This is a genomic window from Vibrio aerogenes (assembly GCF_024346755.1).
Lineage (GTDB): Bacteria > Pseudomonadota > Gammaproteobacteria > Enterobacterales > Vibrionaceae > Vibrio > Vibrio aerogenes.
The window spans coordinates 1,818,103-1,841,463 of sequence record NZ_AP024861.1; the positions used below are offsets into that span (position 1 = coordinate 1,818,103).

The following is a 23,361-nucleotide window of genomic DNA, read 5'->3' on the forward strand; positions in this document are numbered from 1 at the left end:
AATTGCCATAAAGCCTTCTGAGAAGAAGGCTTTATTCTTTACACAAGATTCTCGTGGCGCTCAGCATTTTTTGTTACTTTCAGGAGAAAACCGAAGGTTATCTATGTTCCGGATTATTCATCTTCATCCCGATTTTGTGGTCATTAATAAGTATCCCGGCGTTTCTGTTCATAAAGATGACCAGGATGTCATGCTGGTGCAGGAAGTCTGCAAAAGTGTCAATGAAATGCAGCTCTATCTGGTACACCGTCTGGATAAGATGACTTCAGGGTTATTGCTGCTGGCCCGCTCTCCTGAGGCGGCTCGTTTGCTGTCTGATGCATTTGCACAACGTCAGGTCGAAAAATACTATCTGGCGATTGGTACGAAAAAGCCAAAGAAAAAGCAGGGGCTTGTCTGTGGTGATATGGTCCGTAGCCGTCGCTCAGCATGGAAACTGACGTCAGGAAAAGAGAACCCCGCTGTGACTCAGTTTTTTTCTGCTGCAGGAGAGAACGGGCAACGGGTTTTTCTGTGTCGTCCACGAACCGGGAAGACACATCAGATCCGGGTTGCATTAAAATCGGTTGGTTCCCCCATTCTGGGTGATGCTATCTATAATCCTGCCAGTGATGCCGACCGGGGATATTTACATGCGTTTGCACTGCGCTTTGATTATCAGGAGGCCGCTTTCAGCTTTGTCTGTGATCCGCGTGAGTATGATTTCACTGGTAGTCAATGGCATCAGACAACGGTTTCAAATGCGATTGATCAATGGTTATCGCCATGGTCGTTGTCCTGGCCAGAGCGATAACAGCCTTTGGTACATGAAAATGAATCTGACCAAACATACAACAGACTTTTACAAACAAAATCAAACTGATATGGATTACAATCAACTGAAAACTTTTATCCGGCATATTGAATCACAACTGACTCCTCAGCTTGTGTCCGTCAAGCGCTTATTTCATGGTCGTGGAAGGCGGTGGCCCGGATTAGAACAACTGACTGCTGACTGGCTGGGTGAGCAGTTAGTGATTTGCCTGTTCAAACAGCCTGAACCTATTTTTATGGAACGACTGATCTCTGAGTTAGTCTCATTGACCGAAGGGGAAATATGGCATGCTTCCGGGGCAAAATGTATTGCACTTCAGCATCGATATCGACAGCATCAGCAGATGGATGTGATATGGGGAAATTTGGAAGAAAATCCGGTTGTTGATGAGAGCGGACTGAAGTTTCAGCTGGATATCGGAAAAAATCAGAATTTCGGATTGTTTCTTGATATGTCGCAAGGTCGTGAGTGGGTGCGGCAGAATGTGTCTGGCCAACGGGTTTTAAATTTGTTTGCATATACCTGTGGTTTTTCTGTTGCAGCCATTGCCGGTGGTGCAAAGCACGTTGTGAATGTTGATATGGCAAAAGCATCCTTGTCTAAAGGACGGGAGAATCATAAGCTGAATCAGCATGACTTAAACCGGGTGCAGTTTATGGGGCATGACATTTTTAAATCATGGGGAAAAATCAGAAAATCCGGCCCCTACGATTTGATCATTATTGATCCGCCAAGTTTTCAGAAAGGAAGCTTCGCATTAACCAGAGATTACAGAAAGATTCTGAGACGTATGAATGAATTACTGACAGAAAAGGGAAGCGTTTTAGCATGTGTGAACTCCCCGGAGGTTGATTGTGATTTTCTGATTGAAACGATGAGAGATGAAGCACCATTTCTGAATTTTCAGCAGCGTCTGGAAAATCCGCCGGAGTTTGAGGATCTTAACCCCCAGGCCAGCCTGAAAGCACTTATTTTCCGGTAAAACTTGTTTTTTCGATAAACTAATTGTTCCGGTAATAAGTGCTCAGGTAAAAGTAGTCTGGATTGATTATTGACGTTTAGCTTCAAAGATAAGTGTATGTTTTTTATTTTTTAACGTCATTTTACCTTTCTGTATTTGTATATGGGTCTGCTGGGTTAAAGTCTGAACGATTACTTTTTCCAGCGCGACCTGCTCTTTCAGGCATAGTTTTTGAGACGAGATCATCTTGATAATCTTAAATTCATGGTCATCCGTATCAAGCACTGCCTGCCCCAGATAATCATTACATCCGGAAAAGCCGGTGGCAGTCATCCGGTTGTCTATTTTGAGACTGGGTGTTCTGTTATCCGTGGCAGGTTTGATCTCTTTTCCATCGAGATTGATCAAATGCCATACCGGGTTTTTTAAGTCCTCGACCTTGACTGCGGGTTCTTCATTACTTGCGCAGGCTGCCAGTAGGGTTGTTAAAATGATTGCTGAAAGCGTATTTTTTACACTAAGCTTCATATAATTAACCTTAGATTGGTTTGAAACGTCACCACATTACGTTTCATTGATTGAATATAAAAGGGATTGTAAAGCAAGATTTTGATATTTCAATCGCTTGCTTAAAGAGCCTGAACCGACTTCTTGTTGTCAAAGAGGTAATGTATGGAGCAGTTAGAGTTTTTTGATGTCCCCAGCCCCTGTATCGGGGTTTGTCGTGTGAATGAAAGGGGCTATTGTCAGGGATGTCTGAGAAACAGGGATGAGCGATTCCGGTGGATGGAGATGACGCCGGCAGAAAAATTATATGTGATTAAGTTGTGCCGGATGCGGTTTCGTCGTCAGATAACGAAAGACAACAAAACCTCAAAAACCGTGCAACAGGATATTCATCCACAGCAGAATCTTTTTTAAATTGAGTTGAATGACTTAGCTCTTCAGGCCCCATTGATCACTGATCCAGCCTCCGGCCTGTTCATCAAAGTGTTTGCCACTGAAACTAAGGTTTGTATCCTGGCTTTTCTTCGTCGCTGGTTTTTCCGTCAGTAGCTGATGAATGTAGTCCGCCATTGGATCCGGAGAAGCTGCTGCCGTTGCATCTTGTTTTTTCATCGCGACTTCTTTAATCATTTGCAGACGATATGTTGAGCTTGAACGTTTCATCATTTAACCTCCATAGAAATAATAAACATGCTCAAAAAATAGACAGCTCCGTTTTGCGCGTCAACAGACGTATTCAGAAACTTTTTAAGATTTGATCAGTCACAAATTCTCTGTCTCAGACATGTTGATATCAGAGCTCATTCTGTGATTTTGCATTATGAAACCAGAAAAATCACATGAGCAGGTGGTGGTCAGCAGCTGGTGACGGGCTTGTCTGTGTATTAAAGTTGAAGTGTTCAGCAGATGTTGTGTCGGAGGTCGGGGCTCATTTCCTGATGTATTGTATAGCGAGATAAATCTTCATCTTATTATCTGGTCATTACTTCTGACTGGAATATCACGTGTGACTGGAAGCTTTCTCTCTGTCAGGAAATGGGATTATACCGCACTGGTGAGCGTTTACAGGACTCCGTCTCTTCATCGAACAGAATGAACATGGACAAACTCTGATGAACAATCCGGTGGATCAGTATATCGTGGGATTATTTTTTATACAACGGTTGTGTGATGGTCTGTGTGCATATCATTTTGTGTGAATACAAAAAACCCCGTGTTGGTAGCACAGGGTTATTTTTAATTTAAAATCCGGTTGGTAAGGCCAGATTTTTCAATATGCAAAAGGTGAAAGATTAACAGGTAATCTTATCAGATACGGATGAAATCCATATGAGTGACTTTTGGTTTGAACGCATGACGCTGAACATCCTGAGGTTTGACTTTAACCTCAGCACCGTCAATCACCAGAGTGATTTCTTCGTAGAATTCTGGCTTATCCATTTGGTTGATGATTTCATCGTGAGTCAATGCGATTGACACAGGCGCTGCTTCACCACCGTAAACGATAGCCGGGAACTGACCCGCGTGACGTAGGCGGCGGCTCGCACCTTTACCTAGTTCAGTACGTAATACTGCTTCAAATTTCATATTATTTACTCTCAATTAGTAAATTGTAAATGTTGATACCGGACAATGCGACCTTGTCCGGTGTCGTACTTGATTCGTTCTACGTGCAATACATAAAAACGAGCGCGGATACTATCATTCTCTGTGCTTAAGAGCAATATCTTCAGGCAATTGGGTCAGTTCATCTGCAAATATTTTATCCCTGATTTTCCAGAATCGTCCGGTTTTACAGGCGATGACAAACAGCGGGAATCGGAAGCGATGTTGAGACGCGACAATTTTTTGGGCGCTTTGTTCATGAAAAGGCCGGTGTTTATCCGCCAGATGAGGTCTGACAAAACGCTGGTGAAAAACCGATTTTTGTTTTTTAGTGATGACAGACCAGAATTCATGCACCTGTGCCTGCTTATCTCCCTGATAAGTCACTTTGATTTGTGACCGGTTTTGGCTGTCTTTGTGAATCATCATCTCCATATGATGGCACTCAAAAACCAGTGCATCTTTTAAATTGAGTGCTTCTTTGAGTTTTTTGTCCGGATCGACAAGTGTTGCCTGACATTCATGACATATACGGGCTGCGATATCATTATCTGCCCCACATTCATGACAATATTTCGCCCGGAAGCGATAGCCACAGATTTCCCGCTCATGTGTTTCTTCATCGGTGAAATATCCCTGGCAACGTCGTCCATAATGTTCGATTAAAATGCCCTGACTATCCAGCTTCCCCCAGAAATTATTATTGAATCCACAGGCAGGGCAGGGAATGGTCACGATTTCACAATCCTGTGATGGTTTGGCTTCGCCAACTTCAGGCTGTTCCAGATCATATCTGTTCCCGGCATAATCAAGCACCAGACATTCTTGCTTTCCGGGAGCCAGCCTTAATCCCCGGCCGACGATTTGCTGATAGAGGCTGACGGACTCTGTCGGGCGGAGAATGGCAATCAGATCAACATGTGGTGCGTCAAATCCTGTTGTCAGCACTGACACGTTGACCAGATATTTCAGCTGTTTTTGTTTAAAACGCTGAATGATATCATCGCGTTCAGCTTGCGGTGTCTCACCGGTAATGATGGCTGATGATGAAGGCAGCAGGGCATGAATCTCCTGTGCATGACGAACTGTTGCAGCAAATATCATCACCCCCTGCTTTTCTTCTGACTGCCCGACAATTTGATGGATAATCTGCGGGGTTACCCGTTGTGCATCAGAAATCACCATGTCCAGATCAGAAGCTTTATAGCTCCCGGTCGGCATCGGATGAATTTGGGAGAAGTCGTAGCTTAATACTGGTGCATCAACAATATTGGCCGGCGTCAGAAAATTTTCATCGAGAAGAAAATGAATTGGCAGCTCAAAAATGCAGTCACGGAAAAACCGGGGCGTTGTGCTGCGGACTTGTCCGCGGGTGTGGTACTGATAGATCCATCCCAACCCAAGCCGGTATGGTGTCGCAGTTAATCCGAGGACTTTCAGGTTCGGATTTTTTTCCCGGAGATGAGAAATAACCTTTTGATAACTGCTGTCTTTTTTGTCTGGTACCCGGTGGCATTCATCAATAATTAATAATGAAAACTCATTGGTGAACTGCGCTAAATGACGAACAACGGACTGAACTGATGCGAAGATAACCTGTTCCCCGGTCTCTTTTCTGCCCAAACCCGCAGAAAAAACAGAGCCGGTTAAACCATATCCTTCGTATTTTTGATGATTCTGCTCGACCAGCTCTTTCACATGGGCCAGAACCAGAACCCGGCCTTTTGCCAGCCTCGCCAGTTCGGCAATGACCAGACTTTTTCCGGCACCGGTTGGTAAAACAATCACAGCCGGATCATCGTGTTGTCTGAAGTAGTGAATGACCGATCGGACAGCATCAGCCTGGTATGGACGAAGTTTATACATAAATTATTTTTTCAATAAATGTGAAATAGCTCAACTAATGGAACATGGATGGTTATAATAACTCACTTCAACTTCATGAGGTATGCATGCGTCTGGATAAATTTTTATGTGATGCTTTGGGTATTACACGTAAACAAGCAACAAAAATAATTAAAAGTGGTGAGGTGGTTGTTAATGAACAACCTGAATCACGTGGTGCCAGAAAGCTGGCGGAAACGGATGAAGTTTTCTGGCAGAGTCAGCGGCTTTCCGCTCGCGGCCCTGTTTATATCATGCTGTACAAGCCGGATGGTTTTGTCTGTTCTCATACGGATGATTTTAATCAGACTGCATTCCTTTTACTTGATGAGCCTAATATGAAGCATCTGCATTTTGCCGGGCGGCTGGATGTTGACACGACGGGACTGGTTCTGATTACCGATGATGGTCAATGGTCACACCGGATAACTTCGCCAAAGCACCATTGTGAAAAGACATACAGGGTCTGGCTGGCTGATCCGGTTAAGCCTGACTATGCTGATCAATTCAGGGGCGGCATCCAGCTGAATCAGGAGCGGGATTTAACCAAGCCTGCCAGGCTCGATGTCATCAGTGAGACAGAAGTTCGTCTGACGATTCATGAAGGAAAGTATCACCAGGTCAAACGCATGTTTGCCGCATTAGGCAATAAAGTGGTTGCTTTGCACCGGGAAAGTATTGGAAACATTGCTCTGGACGAAACACTTGAACCCGGTGAATACCGTTATTTAAACGATAAAGAAATTCAGTCTGTCTGGTCGTAAAAGATTGAGGAAATATGAGCGAAAAACAACATGCAAATGCTGAACAGGCACCATCAGTCAGCCTTCTTTTATTAATCATTTTGGGTGCTATCGGCGCGGTGACGCCGCTTGCAATTGATATGTATTTACCTGCGATGCCTGTGATTGCGCAAAATCTTGGTGTCAGTGACGGCTTGGTGCAGATGACACTGACCGCTTACATGGCAGGGTTTGCTATCGGGCAATTATTACACGGTCCGCTCTCTGATACTTTTGGTCGTAAGCCTGTCATGTTGATCGGGCTGATCCTGTTTAGTGTAGGGGCATTTATCTGTGCCACGGTGACCAGTATTGAAGCGCTGTCCTGGGTCAGAGCTGCTCAGGGTTTTGCAGGTGCGGCCGCAGCGGTTGTGATACAGGCAGTTGTCCGTGATATGTTTGAACGGGAAGATTTCGCCAGAGTGATGTCGTTTATTACCATTGTGATTATTATTGCACCACTGATCGCACCGGTACTGGGGGGCAATCTGGCTGTTTGGTTTGGATGGCGTTCCATTTTCTGGTTTTTGGTCATTTTTTCAATCATCGTGATTGGGATGGTCATCTGGTTGATTCCGGAAACACTTTCTGCGGAAAACCGTCAGTCATTTCATGTCCTGAATATCTTAAAAAACTATGCTGAATTATGTCGCTCTGCCAGAGTTCTCGGCCTGATCTTTTGCGGAGCCTTTTCTTTCTCCGGTCTGTTTTCATTTTTAACCGCCGGTTCGTTTGTTTATGTCAATATCTTTGGTGTTAGTCCGGATATGTTCGGTTATCTATTTGGACTGAATATATTGACGATGATGGGAATGACCACACTGAACAGTCGCCTTGTGAAGCGCCTTGGTTCACGTTTCATGCTGCATTTTGGTTTAACTGTCCAGTTAATTTCCGGGTGTGGGTTGTTTCTGTGTTGGCTGCTGGATAGTGGATTGTGGGGCATCGTTCCTTGTGTGATGTTCTATATTGGCTCTATTTCAACCATTGGCAGTAATTCTATGGGACTGCTGATGAGTCATTATCCGAGAATGGCCGGGACCGCCTCTTCATTGGCCGGTACATTGCGTTTTGGTACCGGAGCCGGAATCGGAGCGATTGTCGCTTCACTGCCTTCAGGTGAAGTCTGGCCAATGTTAATCAGTATGGCGCTGTGTTCTGTTGCTGCCTGTGTTTTTTATTGGATATTGGGAAGAAAATAGATGTCACTTTATTCTCAGGAGATCTGTTCATCAGTTCAGACAGCGCTTGAAGAACTGGCTCAGGCGCATCAGCAGGGAAAGCTTGCTGATGCGCCTTTGCCAAATCAGTTTTACCTGGTCCGGTGGATTACAAAGTCTCTCAAGCAGCAGCGATTCCCGCGCTGTGTTTCAGATGACTTTGTTCGCTGGCAGAAAGCCGGGCGTTCAAAGGGAAATCAAATCATGCTTGAGCCTTTGTTCAGAAAGATTCTTGCGTATTACGATGATTTTTTTCAATCTGAACGGTGTAACCAGATCACGGACAAGCGAATTGAATTGTTTCTCGATGAAATGGAAGCAGCGGGTTGGGAAGTGTCAACGTCAGAAGCTCTGGTTGGGTGCGGCAAAGTTCAATTATTTACAGAACAGCCGGATTCTTTGGCGATTTGCTCTGGGCAGTGTGAATCATGCTTTGATGGTGAGTTACTGGTTCATCCGATGAGCTTGTTTGTCCGGGGAAACCATGCCCGGTTTGTCGAACTGGCATGGCGGTCGGGTTTTATGGTTCACAAGCGCACTGATTATAAATCGAATGTGAAATATCACGGTGAATATCTGATTTATCCCGGAAACCGGGGAGAGCAGCTTGCAGAACTCCCTTCCGGATTTGAGTGATTCAAAATAGTGCCTTATTTTTTGTCGTCAGGTGGATTTTGTTCTGCATGGCGACAAATAACCCGAACCATTCCCCTGAAGATAAACAGATGGGCGGGCATCATCACAAACCAGTAAAGCAGTCCTCTGAATCCTTGTGGATGCCACCATGCACAGACCTGAAGTGTTCTCTTGTCGCCGTGATCGGTTATCGTAAACTCCAGCCTGCCTAATCCGGGCGCTTTCATGCCAAAAAGCAGCGAAAGAAATTTATCTTTCTCACAGCGAATGATTTTCCACGAGTCAATATAATCTCCGACGCTGAGCTCAGACAGTACTGGCTTTCGTCTGACGGGCTTGCTGCCACCGGCCAGAAAATCCAGCCACTCCCTTAAACGCCAGAGAGAGTTCGCATAGAAATAGCCTTCCGGTTCCTGGCCGATTCTCCGGATGGTTTGCCATAGTTGTCCGGCGGTTGCCTTGGTTGTATATTTTGCTCCGGCTTGTTTTGCATAATAGCCAAATCCGGGTTGCCATCTTTTCTGTGCATAAGGGTCAAAGCCCCAAACCTGAGTGCGGATAAAGGTGCCTTCTTCGGCAATCGTTTTTTTGACCGCATCCTCGTAGTGGATGAGTTGCTGTGGATATAAGCGACAGATTTCTCTGTTATCAGCGATATAGTCATGTTTAAGTCCGGCAAGCAGGGCTTTGCCGATACTGGCCGGAACAGATGTAATCATTCCCAGCCAGTAAGAAGCCATCTTTGGCGTTAAGAGAGCGGTGGACCAGAGCCTGAATGGTTTATTGGCTGCCTGACATATGACCCGAAATTGTTCGCGATATGAAAGTGTGTCCGGGCCTCCGGCTTCCAGCATCTGGTGCGAAACAGGCACTTCTTCTGCCAGAGCAAGCAAATAATTATTTAAGTTGTCCAGCGCAATGGGATTCGAACAGGAATCGACCCATTTAGGTGTAATTAACAGGGGCAGATTATAGACAAAATCTCTCATGATTTCGAAAGCGGCAGAACCGGGACCGATGACAACTCCCGCCCGAAGTTCTGTCACTGGGATGGATAATTTTCTCAGAGACTCGCCAGTCATTTTCCGGGCCCGGACATGTAATGATGGGTTCGCACCTGGCTGAATCGCACTGAGATATATAATGTGCTTTGCCTGACTGTCTGACAGGGAACGCCGGAAGTTTTCCGCCAGTGAGAGTTCGTAACCAATAAAATCTTCGCCATAAGCCATGCCGTGAACCAGAAAATAGATAAGGTCAAAGTCAGGGACTGCAGATTGTGTTGCCTGGAAATCAGCTAAATCAAGATAAATGATGCGAAGGTTGATATGGGGTGACAGGCGGTCTTTCAGCTGTTCTGTCTGACGGGTTGCGGCTGTGACGCTGTAACCCTTTTCTAAAAGTAATGGAACAAGCTGTGATCCAATATAACCAGATGCGCCTAGCACGAGTACTTTTTTCATAATAGTCCTGGTAAGAGTGTTTAAATGGTATCCAAAGACCGGCAGAACCCCGTTATTCCGGCAGAATGTCCGTCATATGAGCCATGCTTTTAAGATAACCTGTCTCAAGTCTGTTGTATATCCGGGTTAAGATACTTTGAGTTCAGTTGAGAGATTCTGGTCTTTCTCAGGCTGCTCTCGCCATGAAAAATTTTAGCTGATAACGGCGTGTTTTCAGGTTGTTCTGAATGACTTAACCTGAGCAGGGTAAACAGTGAAATCATTGAAAATACTTCCTCAATAAAGGGATTTGGTGTAGATTCACATTCCGTTGGGGAGAATTAGATTAGGGCGATTTGATGTTAGAGCTGACAGACCTCTGTAAAGGTTATCTGGATGGGGGAGAATTTCATCCTGTTCTGCAAGGGGCTGCGCTCAAATTAAGTCAGGGTGAGCAGGTTGCTCTGATGGGAGAGAGTGGTTCAGGTAAAAGTACCCTGTTAAATTTGATTGCCGGCATTGATACATCTGATTCCGGTGAGATTTGGTTCCCTGATTTTCCCATGCACAGCACTTCTGAACATGCCCGGGCCGATTACAGGCGGCATTTTATCGGACATGTTTTCCAACAGTTTAATTTATTACCCACATTAAATGTCGCTGATAACATTCGCTTTTGCCGCCAGCTCAGGGGCATCCCAGAAGACAGGGGACTATGGCGACAAATTTTATCAGCACTGGATTTGATGCCATTGCTTGGGCGTTATCCGGAAGAAGTCTCCGGAGGTCAGCAGCAAAGGGCGGCTATTGCGCGCGCGCTTTATATGGAGCCTCAGATTTTACTTGCCGATGAACCAACCGGTAGCCTGGATGAAAAAGATGCGGAAGCGGTGATGCGTTTGCTGACGACACTGTCAAAGCAGCTGGAGTGTACATTATTACTGGTTACACACAGTGAAAAAGTTGCGAATCATATGGAAAGATGTGTTCGTTTGCAGGGAGGGCAACTGCATGCTGTGCCCCGTAGTTAAAGCACTACTGGGACATTATCGCCGGTATCCGCTGCAACTGATTCTTGTCTGGCTGGGGTTAACGCTTGGTGTATCTTTATTCGTAGGGGTGACTGCGATTGCAGAACACACCCGGAAAAGTTACGAACATGGTGAAAAATTTTTTGCGAATCCACTGCCGTACCACATCCGCTCAGATAATATTGATCAACCTGTCCCGTTTAGTCTTTATATCCAGCTCAGACGTTCAGGCTTCTCTCAGTGTGCACCTTTCGCCAGTTACCGGACAACGACACTGCGTGGTCTGAATCTGTTGATTATCGGGGTTGATCCGATTCTTTCTCTTTCCCGGCCTGCCAGTATTCCGGGGCATTCTTATCTGGTGATTATCAGTCAGGAACTGGCAAAGCGTGAAAAGCTTAAAAATGGCGACTGGATGAAAACAGATTCGGGGGTACAGCTCGGTCCGATTCAGATCGATCAGAAAAATCTGGTCTATGGGTCAAAAGTGATTACAGCGCTACCTCTGGTTCAGGCTTTGAAAGGAAATGCTTCTCTGTCGGTCATTGCGTGCGCTGATATGCCCTATGTTCAGCTGAAACACCTGAAGTCTATGCTCCCTGAAGGTATTAATATCAGCCGGGGACATCGCTCTGATATTGGCTCGTTGACCAAAGCCTTTTTATTGAACCTCAATGCTATGGGGATGCTTTCGTTCATGGTGGGGTTGTTCATTTTTTATCAGGCAATTTCTCTGTCTTTTATCCAGCGTCAGCCTTTAGTCGGAATGTTGAGACAGGCTGGTGTCTCCGGGCTTGAGCTGGCAAAGTCATTAACGATCGAAATTGCTCTGCTTATTTTGGTGTCTTGTATTTCAGGTAATATACTCGGCATGATTCTGGCCAATCAATTTATTCCGGTTGTTTACAGCTCTCTGGCACATGAAAGTTCTGAAACGTATCTGTGGGTTGCCTGGAACTGGCGTTGGGGTGTCTCCAGTTTGGTACTTGCGACGGTCAGTGCGTCATGTGCTTGTGTCTGGCCTTTGATTCGTCTGCTTAAATCTCCTTCCATCCGCTTAACTCCCAAAGTATCCCTGATCCGTTTTGCGGGTGCAGAATTTGCCATTCAGGCTGTGTTGGCGGTGATTCTGTTACTGGTGGCCATTGCTGTCTATTTTTTGATTAAGGCCGCCTGTGCCGGTTTTATTGTTCCGGCTCTTATTTTGGTGAGTGTCGGGCTGATAACACCTTATATTGTCTGGAAAGTTTTTGACCTGTTGTCTTATACGCTAAAAGATGTAAAACGCCGGTGGTTTTTTTCCGATGCAGCGGCGAGTATGGGGTATCGTGGTATTGCAACGATGGCTTTTTTAATCGCTCTGACGGCCAATATTGGTGTTGAAACCCTTGTTGGTAGTTTTCGGGAAACGACCGACAGGTGGCTGAATGAACGACTTGCTGCAGACCTCTATGTGTATTCATCGCCCTCATCACAGAGCGAGATGACTGACTGGCTGCTCAGGCAAGCGCCTGTTCAGTCATTATGGAAACGCTGGGAGCGGGATATTCCTTCTGATCAGGGGTTATTACAAATTGTCAGTACCGGTCAAAGCCATGAAGAACTGGATACGCTAACCGTGAAAGTCGCTGTACCAAATTTCTGGGAGCTGCTGCATAGCCAGAAAAGCGTGATGATCAGTGAGTCGATGTCTTTGAAGCTTGATATCCGGCCGGGAGATGTGATTCAGCTACCGCCACCTCTGGGATTAGACTGGAAAGTCGCCGGGATCTATTATGATTACGGAAACCCGTTTTATCAGGTCATGATATCAGAACCCCTCTGGCACAGGTTGTTTGGATACAATGGTAATATTGTCTTGAATGTGACGGCAAAGCAGGATACTTCTCTGGATAGACTCAGAAACAAGTTTGAGCAGGCGTTTCATTTAGATGAAGAGCGTGTGTTTGATAATAAGACGATTCATCAGGCGTTGATGCAAACGTTTGACCGGACGTTTGCTATTGCCGGTAAGCTGGGGCGTCTGACTTTATTTATTGCTGTTGTCGGTATATTTTTTGCCACTCTGGCGGGTGAAGCGACCAGGCAAAAGCATATGACCTTACTCCGGTGCCTGGGCGTTTCAGGAAAAGAGCTGGTTGTGATTGGCAGTATTCAGCTCTGTATTTTTGGTATGATATCTCTGCTAATCGCTATACCTTTGGGGATTGCACTGGCATCTTTGGTGATTGATATTGTGATTAAACAAGCCTTTGGCTGGTCGATTCAGCTCTATCTGATTCCTCAGGGGTATCTGGAAACTGCTTTCTGGTCATTGACTGCGCTTGTCGCAGCCGGCTCAATTCCTATTTTAAAACTGGTTTTACAGGCACCGATGCGCTCTTTTCGCGATTCTCTGTAATCAGTAGTCCGTTGCTCTCAGGTGAACCCTTTGCGGCAAGCATTTGCTTTAAAAAAACGTCATCAAAGTACAACAGACGACTGATCATATTTTGTTGGGTCTTAGTGCTGTGTTTTTGAGAAAGACCCTGCCAGAAATAAGTTGTTGCAAATAACTCAACCCTTTATCCGGAAAATAAGTTACCTTCGTCGAATATTGCCGGAGTTTGGTGCGATGATTTGCTGTGACGAATCCGTTCCTTCGGCTCACTTACAGAGATATAACCTGAATAATATTTTTAGATTTAAGTCAGATCCTTACTACAATTTAGTAGTGAATTTTATGTAATCAAATGATTACTTTGTCTCTTCTTCTTTGAGAAGGTGATGTGGAATGGGAGAACAAGTATGAAAAAAGTAATTCCAAAAAGTTTCAATATAGATGCAGTCAGTGGTGTTCTGTTGGTTGTGGCAGCAATTCTGGCGATGATTATCGCAAACTCTGCGCTTCAGACATTTTATGAAAATGTACTGCATACCTATGTATTGGGAATGTCGTTTCGCCACTGGATAAATGATGGTTTGATGGCTGTTTTTTTCTGTCTATTGGCCTGGAAGTGAAACGGGAATTGCTTGAGGGGGCACTCAAAGAAAGGGAAACAGCGGTTTTTCCTGCAATTGCAGCAATTGGCGGCATGGTTGTGCCTGCGCTTGTTTATATGCTTTTTAATTATCATGATGCGTCTGCCATTGATGGATGGGCTATTCCGGCTGCGACCGATATTGCATTTGCAATTGGGATTTTGTCGCTGTTAGGTGATCGGGTGCCGGTCAGCCTGAAAGTCTTCCTGCTTGCGCTGGCGATCATCGATGATTTAGGTGTGATTATTATCATTGCTCTGTTCTATAGCAGTGAGTTATCAACGCTGGCTCTGACTATCGGTTTCTGTATGGTTGCCGTTTTGCTGGTGATGAATTTTATGGGGGTAACGAGGTTACTGCCTTATCTGTTAGTTGGGGCCGTTTTATGGGCTGCAGTCCTTAAATCTGGTGTACATGCAACACTTGCCGGTGTTGTATTGGGTTTATCGATTCCTCTGAAAGGACAAGGGCAGCAAAAATCACCTTTAAAGACACTCGAGCATGATTTGCATATATTTGTGGCATTGGTGATTTTACCTGTATTTGCTTTTGCAAATGCCGGAATTGCACTTGATTCCTTCTCTGTTGGGGACCTGTTACATCACGTTCCAACGGGTGCGGCACTTGGATTGTTTCTCGGAAAGCCGATTGGTGTTTTTTGTTTCAGCTGGCTGGCTGTGAAGTTGAAAATTGCAAAGTTACCGGCTGATGTCGATATGAAAGAAATTTTTGGTGTTGCCATGCTGTGTGGGCTTGGATTTACGATGTCAATATTCATTTCATCACTGGCTTTTGGCGATGCAAATGCTCAGTATGATACGTATGCGAGAATTGGGGTACTGATTGGTTCTTCGTTATCGGCCATTGTTGGGTACATTGTTTTGTCAAAAACTTTACCTAAAAATCCGGCCAGATAAACTGAATTGTATATAAGTTCAACATTTCATCATAAATAAGAGGGGCGATGTAACAAATAGTTGCAAATGAATGTAACTTTGTGTTAATTTCGCCTCAATTCCGGAGCGGTTTTCCGGAGGATACGCACAGCGAACATTCGGGCTGATTGTGTCGCTGTGTAGGGTAGGTATCAGCAAGTCCTTTTGTTGATAGACGGGATACTCTGGTCGTGGGAGCGGCATAAACATGGGAAACCCAACATTGAATCCATATATTTCATCATTATTAATCAGCTTTATACTTCCCCAATGCCCTGTTCAGCAGGGGCGTAGTATTACTGAACCTTGATTTCCTGATCATTCCTTTTTTGATTTCAGATGCCTTTTTATATCGTTTGATATAAGAGGGATTTAGTTTGTTTCTGTCGTTTCCTTGTCTCAGGGAAATGGCTACAGGTTTTTGAGGTGGCTAATTATGACCACAGCTTTTGAAGTCGGGCATCATGCACCGGCGACTTCTTCAATGGTTCCGCAACTATCCGGAACTTACGATTTAACTCCGGATCAGGTTTTAATTGATCAAAGTGAAAATGAATCTGATGTCCGCTCGTATCCACGGCGATTACCGATAGCTATTAAAAAAGCTTATGGTGCACTGGTTGAAGATACCCGCGGACAAATCTTTCTTGATTGTCTTGCTGGCGCAGGCACGTTGGTTCTCGGGTATAACCATCCGGAAATTAATCAGGCTATCAAGGAACAACTCGATTCTGGTTTACCTTATCAAACGCTTGATATTACAACCCATGCAAAAAATCACTTTATTCACCAGGTAAAATCATTTTTACCCGATGAATTGAGTAATGACTGCGTGATTCAGTTTTGTGGCCCGTCCGGTGCGGATGCGGTTGAAGCTGCAATTAAACTGGCGAAACAAACGACCGGCCGCAACACCATGTTTGCTTTTCGTGGTGCTTACCATGGTATGACCAATGGCACGATGGGCTTGATGGGTAACCTTGGCACAAAAGCGCGCCGGACCGGATTAATGTCTGACGTCCATTTCATGCCTTTTCCTTACCATTTACGCTGTCCGTTTGGGTTGGGCGGAGACGAAGGTGCCCGTGCGAACATTCGCTACATTGAGCGCCTGTTAGGTGATGATGAGTCTGGCATGATGAAACCGGCAGCTATCATTGTTGAACCCGTGCAGGGTGAAGGTGGCGTAGTTCCTGCGCCTGCATTTTGGTTGCGTGAGTTACGCAGGCTCTGTGATGAACATGATATTTTACTGATTTTTGATGAAATTCAGTGTGGTATCGGTAAAACCGGTTATAACTTTGCTTTTGAGGAAGCTGGTATTGTGCCGGATATCTTGTGCTTATCAAAAGCGATTGGTGGTGGTTTACCCATGTCTCTGCTGGTCTTCAGAAAAGAGATCGATACATGGAAGGCAGGAGAGCATACCGGAACTTTCCGGGGGAATCAGTTGGCGATGGTCTCTGGTGCTAAAGCGCTGGAAATCATTCAACGGGATAATCTGACTGAACATGCCAATGTTGCGGGTCAGTATCTTCGTATGGGGCTGGAAAAAATCCAGGAGCGCGTCAATTGTATTGCTGAAGTCCGCGGGAAAGGATTAATGCTTGGCATTGAGATTCAAAACCCTGATGGTGAGCGGAATAAATATGGTGAACCCAAGGCTGATGGTGAATTAACGCTTAAAATTCAACGGGCTGCGCTTGAGCGGGGACTTATTGTTGAAAAAGGCGGACGGGAAGGTTCGGTGATTCGCTTTTTACCGCCGATTATTATTTCCTTTGAACAAATCGATTTTGCGCTGAGGACTTTAGAAGAAGCCATCATTGCTGCTGGTGGTGGTGTTAAAAATCCGGATTCAGAGGCAGAACAGTGGAAAGCTCATTTTATCCAAACAGGGGATGCTGGTAGCCGGGAATTCTCAGCGGTTATGAATCATACGACTGCAGCACTCAAAGCGGTGTTTGAATCTGTCAATGCCCCTTACTCGGGGATTGAGCCGTCAGCTCTGGAAGAGGCGATTCGTCAGGTGAACTTAGATCACCGCAATGCACCTTTAAAAGATATCATTACCGAAACTGCGGATCTGGTGGGTAAGAACTCAATCATTGTTCAGCACCCGGACTGTATTGCACATTTGCATACGCCGCCACTGCTTTCTTCAGTTGCAGCTGAGGTGATGATTGGTGCACTGAATCAATCGATGGATTCCTGGGATCAGGCATCGGCTGCGACTTATGTTGAGCAGCGGGTGATTGACTGGTTGTGTGGCCGCTTTGGTATGAGTGAACATTCTGACGGAGTAATGACCAGCGGTGGCACGCAAAGTAATCAAATGGGGTTATTGCTGGCACGGGACTGGATTGCAGATCAGCGAAGTGGTCATTCTGTTCAAAAACATGGTTTACCTGAATATGCGGGTAAGTTGCGGATTATTTGTTCTGAAAATGCGCATTTTACGGTACAGAAATCTGCGTCTCAGATGGGGTTAGGTGAACGGGCTGTGTTAACGGTTCCTGCAAACCCTGATGGAACAATGATCGTCCGTGAAGCTGAAGCTGTCATCAAAAAAGCACTGGACGATGGTCTGATTCCATTTACGATTGTTGCCACCGCCGGAACGACGGACCATGGTGCAATAGATGACCTGGCTGAGGTTGCAACAGTTGCTGAAAAATTTGGTTTGTGGATGCATGTTGACAGTGCGTACGGCGGGGCTTTGATTTTGAGTCAGTCAGCGGATCGTCTGGCTGGTATTGAACGGGCGAATTCAGTCTCTGTTGATTTCCATAAACTGTTTTACCAAACGATCAGCTGTGGTGCTTTGCTGGTCAACCATCAAGAAAACTTTAAGTATTTTCTTCATCACGCGGACTATCTGAACAGAGAGCACGATACATTGCCAAATCTGGTCGATAAGTCGATTGCAACCACAAAGCGTTTTGATGCACTGAAAGTTTATATGACGATGCAAAGTGTTGGTCCGGAGACATTAGGGAAAATGTATGACCACTTAATTGACCAGACACAGTCCGTTGCAGCTCTGATTGACAGCCATCCGGGGTTTGAATTGCTGGAAAAACCGTCATTGTCGACAGTCCTGTTCCGGGCCACAGGTCATGAGCCGGATGCTTTGAATCAAAAACTGCGTCTGGAGGCGTTAGTTCGTGGTGTGGCTGTGCTTGGAGAAACGACGGTAAACGGGAAAACAGCATTGAAGCTAACCATACTGAATCCATGTTTGAAGATGTCTGATTTTACATCTTTAATCGAAAAAATAGCGAATTTAGCCGCAGAGTTAATGAAATAGGTCAGGATTAGAAATTATGTCGATTTTACAGATTGGTGCCGGCGGTGTCGGCTGGGTTGTTGCACATAAAGCGGCGCAGAATAATGATATTCTGGGCGATATTACAATCGCATCCCGTACCATCTCAAAGTGTGAAAAGATAATTGAATCGATTCAGGGAAAAAATAACCTGAAAGATACAGCGAAGAAGCTGGAAGCGCGTGCGGTAAATGCTGATGATGTGGATGCTTTGGTTGCCCTGATTCATGATGTACAGCCTGATTTGGTCATTAATGTTGGTCCTCCGTGGGTTAACATGAATATTATGGAAGCTTGCTATCAGGCAAAAGTTTCTTATCTGGATACCTCCGTTGCGGTTGATTTATGCTCAGAGGGCCAGCAGGTGCCTCAGGCATATGACTGGCAGTGGGGTTATCGCGAGAAATTTAAACAAGCGGGCATTACCGGTATTTTAGGTGCTGGTTTTGATCCCGGTGTTGTGAGTGTATTTGCCGCTTATGCCGTCAAGCATCTGTTTGATGAGATTGATTCTATCGACGTCATGGATGTGAATGCTGGTGATCATGGTAAAAAGTTTGCCACTAACTTTGATCCGGAAACCAATATGCTGGAAATTCAGGGAGACTCTTTTTTCTGGGAAGATGGCGAGTGGAAGCAAGTCGGTTGTCATACCCGTATGCATGAATTTGATTTCCCTGTGGTTGGTAAGCACAAAGTCTATTCAATGGCTCATGATGAAGTTCGCTCACTCAAAGAGTTCATTCCGGCAAAAAGGATTGAGTTCTGGATGGGATTTGGTGATCGTTATCTGAACTATTTTAATGTGATGCGTGATATTGGTCTGCTGAGTCCGGATCCGGTGACTTTACCAGATGGATATGAAGTTCAACCGTTACATGTCCTGAAAGCCCTGTTACCTGATCCGACGTCTCTTGCCCCGGGATATACCGGTAATACTTGTATTGGTACCTGGGTTCAGGGAATGAAAGATGGTCAGCCGCGCAGCGTCTTCTTATACAATATCGCCGATCACGAAGTGGCGTATAAAGATGTTGAGCATCAGGCTATCTCATATACAACCGGCGTTCCTGCAATTACTGCTGCAATTCAGTATTTCAAAGGCAAATGGGCTGAAGCGGGTGTCTTCAATATGGAGCAGCTTGACCCGGATCCTTTCCTGAAAACGATGCCTGACATCGGTCTTGACTGGGATTATCAGGAACTGGAAGTTGGCCAGCCGGATATTCAGATTCTGAAATAATTATCCGCAGTACCAGAGCCTGAAAACAGCCATCCGTTACTGGTGGCTGTTTTTTCATTGGCAGTATTCGATACACTGCCCGAAAGCGACTAAATGATAGTTGAGTGATGATGATGCAAAAAAGTGAACTAAAAACACCATATTTCATGATTGATGAGACAAAACTGATTCATAACCTTGAGATTGCCAGGAAACTGAAAGAACTCTCTGGTGTGAAATTGGTGCTGGCCCTGAAATGTTTCTCGACCTGGGGTGTTTTTGACATTATCAAGCCTTATCTTGATGGAACGACCAGCTCCGGTCCGTTTGAAGTTCAGCTTGGCCATGAAACCTTTGGTGGTGAAACCCATGCATACAGTGTTGGGTACAGTGAAGAAGATGTTAAGGCGGTTGCTGATCTATGCAATAAGATGATTTTTAACTCTCAGCATCAACTTGCCACGTATCGCCATCTTGTTGAAGGAAAGGCTTCACTCGGTTTACGTTTAAATCCCGGGGTTAGTTATGCCGGGCAGGATTTAGCCAATCCGGCTCGTCAGTATTCCCGTCTCGGGGTTCAGGCCAGCCAGATTGATGCTGCTGTATTTGATACCATCGATGGCGTGATGTTTCATATGAATTGTGAAAATAAGGATGTCGATGCCTTTATTCGTTTGCTGGATAATATTTCAGCAAATTTTGGGGCTTATCTGAATCAACTCGAGTGGGTAAGTCTGGGCGGTGGAGTCTTTTTCACCTGGCCAGGATACGATATTGAGAAGCTGGGAGCGGCACTAAAACAATTTTCTGAAAAGCATGGTGTGCAACTTTACCTCGAACCCGGTGAAGCCATTATTACCCAAACGACGGATTTAGTGGTCACGGTTGTTGATATTGTTGAGAATGAAATGAAAACCGCGATTGTTGACTCTGCGACAGAAGCACACCGGTTAGATACTTTGATTTATAACGAACCGGCTTCAATTGCTGAAGCGGATGAGCAGGGGAGTTATGAATATGTGATTGGCTCCTGTTCCTGCCTGGCTGGTGATCAATTTTGTACAGCCAGATTCAGGCAACCGTTAAAACATGGGCAACGGTTGCATATTCTCGATAGTGCCGGTTATACAATGGTGAAGTTAAACTGGTTTAACGGATTGAGAATGCCATCGGTTTATTGCCGTCGTTCAAATGGTGAGATTCAGCAGCTGAATGAATTTGACTACAGTGATTTTAAGCGTTCACTTTCACAATGGTCTGTTTGCTGACAGGCCGCGTTGAAACCTTACAGGTGAGGTCATCATCCCGTCCGGGGGGACGGGATGATGATTTGAGATATCTACAATTTAAATTGTGTCAGTTGCGTATCGAGTTGCTGAGACATACTTGCCAGATTTTCACTCTCTGTAGCTAAATCTTTTGTTGAATCAGACATTTCCATGGCAGCATCGTTGATACCGGAAATATTTTGGTTGATGTCTTCTGCAACAGCACTTTGTTCTTCTGCTGCAGTTGCTACCTGCGCAGACTTGTCGTTGATATGCTGGATATGCTCAACAATCTGCTTTAAATCATTACCGCTCCCTTCTGCGCGCTGGACGCTTTCACTGGCAAGTGTCTGACTTTTCTGCATGGTTTCAAAGGTATGAATTGCGAGCTGCTGAAGCCGGTTAATCGTATTCTGAATTTCTTCCGTTGATTCATTTGTCCTGCTGGCCAGATTACGGACTTCATCGGCAACCACCGCGAAACCACGGCCTTGTTCACCCGCTCTGGCTGCCTCAATTGCTGCATTTAAAGCAAGCAAATTGGTTTGCTCAGAAATACTGCTAATCACCGTTGTGACGTCGCCAATCTCCATCACACCTTCTTTCAGTTTATTGACCTGATTCGTTGCGACTTCAAGCTCATCCGATAAAACACTGATACTGTCAATACTGGATGAAACGTCTTTGTCGCCCAGTTCGGCTTCGTTCGTGGCTTCTAATGTGTCTTTCGCCATCGATTCAGCATGGTTTGCCACTTCAGCTACCGTTGTACTCATTTCATTCATTGCCGTTGCTATTTGTGTCAGCCGATCCCTTTGCATTGACACTGCCTGATTGTTGGCATCAGCTGATGTCGCAATACGCTTGGCGGCTTCAGCCAGATGTTTCGCTGAAGTGACTGATTCATTCAGTGCTGTATGGACGGCATGAATACTATCATTGATACACCGGGCCACAATGCCAATCTCATCTTTTCCCATGATAGGAACTTTCACCGTCAGATCACCTTTCACCATTTTCAGCATGGATTCCCGGATATTTTCTAAAGGAATCAGCATTGAGCGTGAAATAATCGAGCTTAGTGCTGTCATGACAATAATAATCAGCAGCGTATATCCCCCCATACTGAGCAACTGGGAGTTAACCTGTTCATCAATATTTTCCACTAACATTCCAGAACCAAGAACCCAACCCCATGGGGAATAGAGTTTGACATAGGAGAGCTTCTCGTTGATATTTCCGGCAGCATCTTTAAAAGGATACTGGACCACGCCGCCATCAGCTTCTTTGCTGATATCCATCATTTTAAACCAATGCTCATCATTGGGGTTATTCCGCGAGTGTCCCATTTGTTGTCCTTCTGAACCGGGAACCCCCGGATTCAGAAGAATTTTCCTTGAAGTATCCAGGACAAAAACATAGTTGTTATCATCGAATCTCATCGATCTGATCAGAGCTTTTGCCTGCTTCTCTGCTTCTTCTTCCGGTAAGGTCTGGTCCAGATAGGATAACTGGGTCATGATGGCATGAACAACGGCAGATAAACGCTGCTCTTTCTCATGAAGCAGGTTAGATTCCAGCGTGTGACTTGCAGTGAATAACAGAACCAGAAAACCGGCAATTGCGACAAAAATCATTGATGCGAGTTTCAGACTAACCTTGATATCTCTGAGTATCAGCATGACATATTCCTCCATGGCTCAAAGAGCGATTATCGGGGAGAGCTCATTCTTTAATCTGATTTAACATTCATAATGGTTCATAAAATTTACTTTGGTGAGATATATCAATGAATTTGCGATTGTTATCATTTTTATATGTAACTGACAGGATTGATTTTTTCACTGAAAAGCCGAATACTCAGAAAAATGCATTTGATAGTCTGTTATTTATCAAGCATCACTTTTGTATCTTCGCTTAATGATTTCAGCTCATTAACAATGTCATGAATATACAGATTCTGCGGCAGCCGGATGGAGATATGTGCAATAAAAAGATTTGAGTTCACACCATTCACATCTGACACAAATATTCTCTGACAATTCATATCGATCACCCGGATCCGCTGACTATCGAGTAAATGAGTGATATCATTTACAATTCCGGCACGATCATTGGCATCGATCCTGATACTGTATTCTGTGTTTCTTATCTCAGTCTGATTTTCACAATCTGTCAGATGTGTGAGCAGGTTTGGCTGAGCCAGAAAAGCTTCTTTAATGTATTGTGTTGTTTCTTCCGGCGCTTCAACTTTTATCAGTGCTGCTACTCTGTCTTCCAGGTAGTTAATTTTACTGGTCAGCCACCGGCCACCATTTTCGTGAGTAATTGTGGTGAGTCTGTGGATGTCTGCCGGGGTTGCATTTCCGATGAAGCTGACGATGAATGTTTGGGTCATTTGATTATCACCTCATCTGTTAAGTCACCTGATATTATCATTTTAGATGCTTGTGATATGTCTATGCCGCAAAATTATGATTTTGTTAGTTGGATCAAATAGTTGTTTATGTACAATTGTTAAATGGTTCTGATGAGGAATTCAATGAGGAAGCCACTTTGTAAAACGGTGGCGCCATAAAGAAAATATGACGGTGTTTGAGCAGATTATTCTGGTTGAATGTTTGATATTGATCGGTTTGTCATCAGTAGTAAAGAGTTATCAAAGATTAACTGACTTTCATGGAGAAAAAGCTTATTTTAAGTGT

18 protein-coding genes and 1 pseudogene are annotated in these 23,361 nt (G+C 44.8%); 12 read left to right on the plus strand and 7 right to left on the minus strand.

All coding sequences use genetic code 11. The annotated features are described in order from the left end of the window. Window positions 1-103 precede the first annotated feature (103 nt). Complete coding sequence (locus OCV29_RS08095; RefSeq protein ID WP_073605917.1) at window positions 104-793, plus strand: TIGR01621 family pseudouridine synthase; 690 nt, start codon at window positions 104-106, stop codon at window positions 791-793. 70 nt (window positions 794-863) lie between these two features. Beyond that, window positions 864-1,796, plus strand: coding sequence for a class I SAM-dependent methyltransferase (locus OCV29_RS08100; RefSeq protein WP_073605986.1), 933 nt, complete (start codon window positions 864-866; stop codon window positions 1,794-1,796). Between the two features lie 66 nt (window positions 1,797-1,862). On the opposite strand, the gene OCV29_RS08105 is transcribed toward OCV29_RS08100, so the two are convergent. Next, on the minus strand, window positions 1,863-2,303 hold the full coding sequence (locus OCV29_RS08105; RefSeq protein WP_073605918.1) for an META domain-containing protein: 441 nt from the start codon (window positions 2,301-2,303) through the stop codon (window positions 1,863-1,865). Window positions 2,304-2,447: 144 nt separating this feature from the next. Between OCV29_RS08105 and OCV29_RS08110 the strand changes: the two genes are divergently transcribed. Next, window positions 2,448-2,696 (plus strand): DUF1289 domain-containing protein, encoded by a 249-nt coding sequence (locus OCV29_RS08110; RefSeq protein WP_073605919.1) that lies wholly within the window; start codon window positions 2,448-2,450, stop codon window positions 2,694-2,696. A gap of 15 nt (window positions 2,697-2,711) precedes the next feature. On the opposite strand, the gene OCV29_RS08115 is transcribed toward OCV29_RS08110, so the two are convergent. The 3 genes from OCV29_RS08115 to OCV29_RS08125 form a co-directional block, all read right to left on the minus strand. Next, window positions 2,712-2,945, minus strand: coding sequence for a hypothetical protein (locus tag OCV29_RS08115; protein WP_073605987.1), 234 nt, complete (start codon window positions 2,943-2,945; stop codon window positions 2,712-2,714). 645 nt (window positions 2,946-3,590) lie between these two features. Further along, entirely contained in the window at window positions 3,591-3,869 is a 279-nt protein-coding gene (gene rplY / locus OCV29_RS08120; protein ID WP_073605920.1) for a 50S ribosomal protein L25, read from the minus strand. 114 nt (window positions 3,870-3,983) lie between these two features. Further along, window positions 3,984-5,753, minus strand: a complete 1,770-nt coding sequence (locus tag OCV29_RS08125) for a DEAD/DEAH box helicase (RefSeq protein ID WP_073605921.1) — start codon at window positions 5,751-5,753, stop codon at window positions 3,984-3,986. Window positions 5,754-5,839: 86 nt separating this feature from the next. Between OCV29_RS08125 and rsuA the strand changes: the two genes are divergently transcribed. The 3 genes from rsuA to OCV29_RS08140 are packed head-to-tail and all read left to right on the plus strand — an operon-like array spanning window position 5,840 to window position 8,409. Next, entirely contained in the window at window positions 5,840-6,535 is a 696-nt protein-coding gene (gene rsuA / locus OCV29_RS08130) for a 16S rRNA pseudouridine(516) synthase RsuA (protein WP_073605922.1), read from the plus strand. A 14-nt stretch (window positions 6,536-6,549) separates the two neighbouring features. Further along, the gene (locus OCV29_RS08135) at window positions 6,550-7,755 is read left to right on the plus strand and encodes a Bcr/CflA family multidrug efflux MFS transporter (RefSeq protein WP_073605923.1); all 1,206 of its coding nucleotides are present in this window, start codon (window positions 6,550-6,552) and stop codon (window positions 7,753-7,755) included. Beyond that, window positions 7,756-8,409, plus strand: a complete 654-nt coding sequence (locus tag OCV29_RS08140) for a DUF2913 family protein (protein ID WP_073605924.1) — start codon at window positions 7,756-7,758, stop codon at window positions 8,407-8,409. It abuts the gene before it with no gap. A 14-nt stretch (window positions 8,410-8,423) separates the two neighbouring features. On the opposite strand, the gene OCV29_RS08145 is transcribed toward OCV29_RS08140, so the two are convergent. Further along, on the minus strand, window positions 8,424-9,872 hold the full coding sequence (locus OCV29_RS08145) for a DUF2867 domain-containing protein (RefSeq protein ID WP_073605925.1): 1,449 nt from the start codon (window positions 9,870-9,872) through the stop codon (window positions 8,424-8,426). 338 nt (window positions 9,873-10,210) lie between these two features. Between OCV29_RS08145 and OCV29_RS08150 the strand changes: the two genes are divergently transcribed. From OCV29_RS08150 to nspC, 6 genes and pseudogenes are all read left to right on the plus strand, one after another. Further along, entirely contained in the window at window positions 10,211-10,882 is a 672-nt protein-coding gene (locus OCV29_RS08150; protein WP_073605926.1) for an ABC transporter ATP-binding protein, read from the plus strand. Beyond that, window positions 10,863-13,283: an FtsX-like permease family protein gene (locus tag OCV29_RS08155; protein WP_073605927.1), complete on the plus strand. Its 2,421-nt coding sequence runs from the start codon at window positions 10,863-10,865 to the stop codon at window positions 13,281-13,283. The genes OCV29_RS08150 and OCV29_RS08155 overlap by 20 nt, the downstream gene beginning before the upstream one ends. A 386-nt stretch (window positions 13,284-13,669) precedes the next feature. Continuing rightward, window positions 13,670-14,820: pseudogene (nhaA, locus tag OCV29_RS08160) on the plus strand (Na+/H+ antiporter NhaA). Window positions 14,821-15,274: 454 nt separating this feature from the next. Continuing rightward, complete coding sequence (locus OCV29_RS08165; protein WP_073605928.1) at window positions 15,275-18,148, plus strand: pyridoxal phosphate-dependent class III aminotransferase; 2,874 nt, start codon at window positions 15,275-15,277, stop codon at window positions 18,146-18,148. A gap of 16 nt (window positions 18,149-18,164) precedes the next feature. Further along, window positions 18,165-19,409 (plus strand): carboxynorspermidine synthase, encoded by a 1,245-nt coding sequence (locus OCV29_RS08170; RefSeq protein WP_073605929.1) that lies wholly within the window; start codon window positions 18,165-18,167, stop codon window positions 19,407-19,409. Window positions 19,410-19,522: 113 nt separating this feature from the next. Then, window positions 19,523-20,656 carry a carboxynorspermidine decarboxylase gene (gene nspC, locus OCV29_RS08175; protein ID WP_073605988.1) on the plus strand — a complete coding sequence of 378 codons (1,134 nt, stop codon included), beginning with the start codon at window positions 19,523-19,525 and terminating at the stop codon, window positions 20,654-20,656. A gap of 71 nt (window positions 20,657-20,727) precedes the next feature. On the opposite strand, the gene OCV29_RS08180 is transcribed toward nspC, so the two are convergent. Then, window positions 20,728-22,338 carry a methyl-accepting chemotaxis protein gene (locus OCV29_RS08180; RefSeq protein WP_073605930.1) on the minus strand — a complete coding sequence of 537 codons (1,611 nt, stop codon included), beginning with the start codon at window positions 22,336-22,338 and terminating at the stop codon, window positions 20,728-20,730. A gap of 203 nt (window positions 22,339-22,541) precedes the next feature. After that, the gene (locus tag OCV29_RS08185) at window positions 22,542-23,054 is read right to left on the minus strand and encodes a glycine cleavage system protein R (RefSeq protein WP_073605931.1); all 513 of its coding nucleotides are present in this window, start codon (window positions 23,052-23,054) and stop codon (window positions 22,542-22,544) included. Window positions 23,055-23,361: the final 307 nt, after the last annotated feature.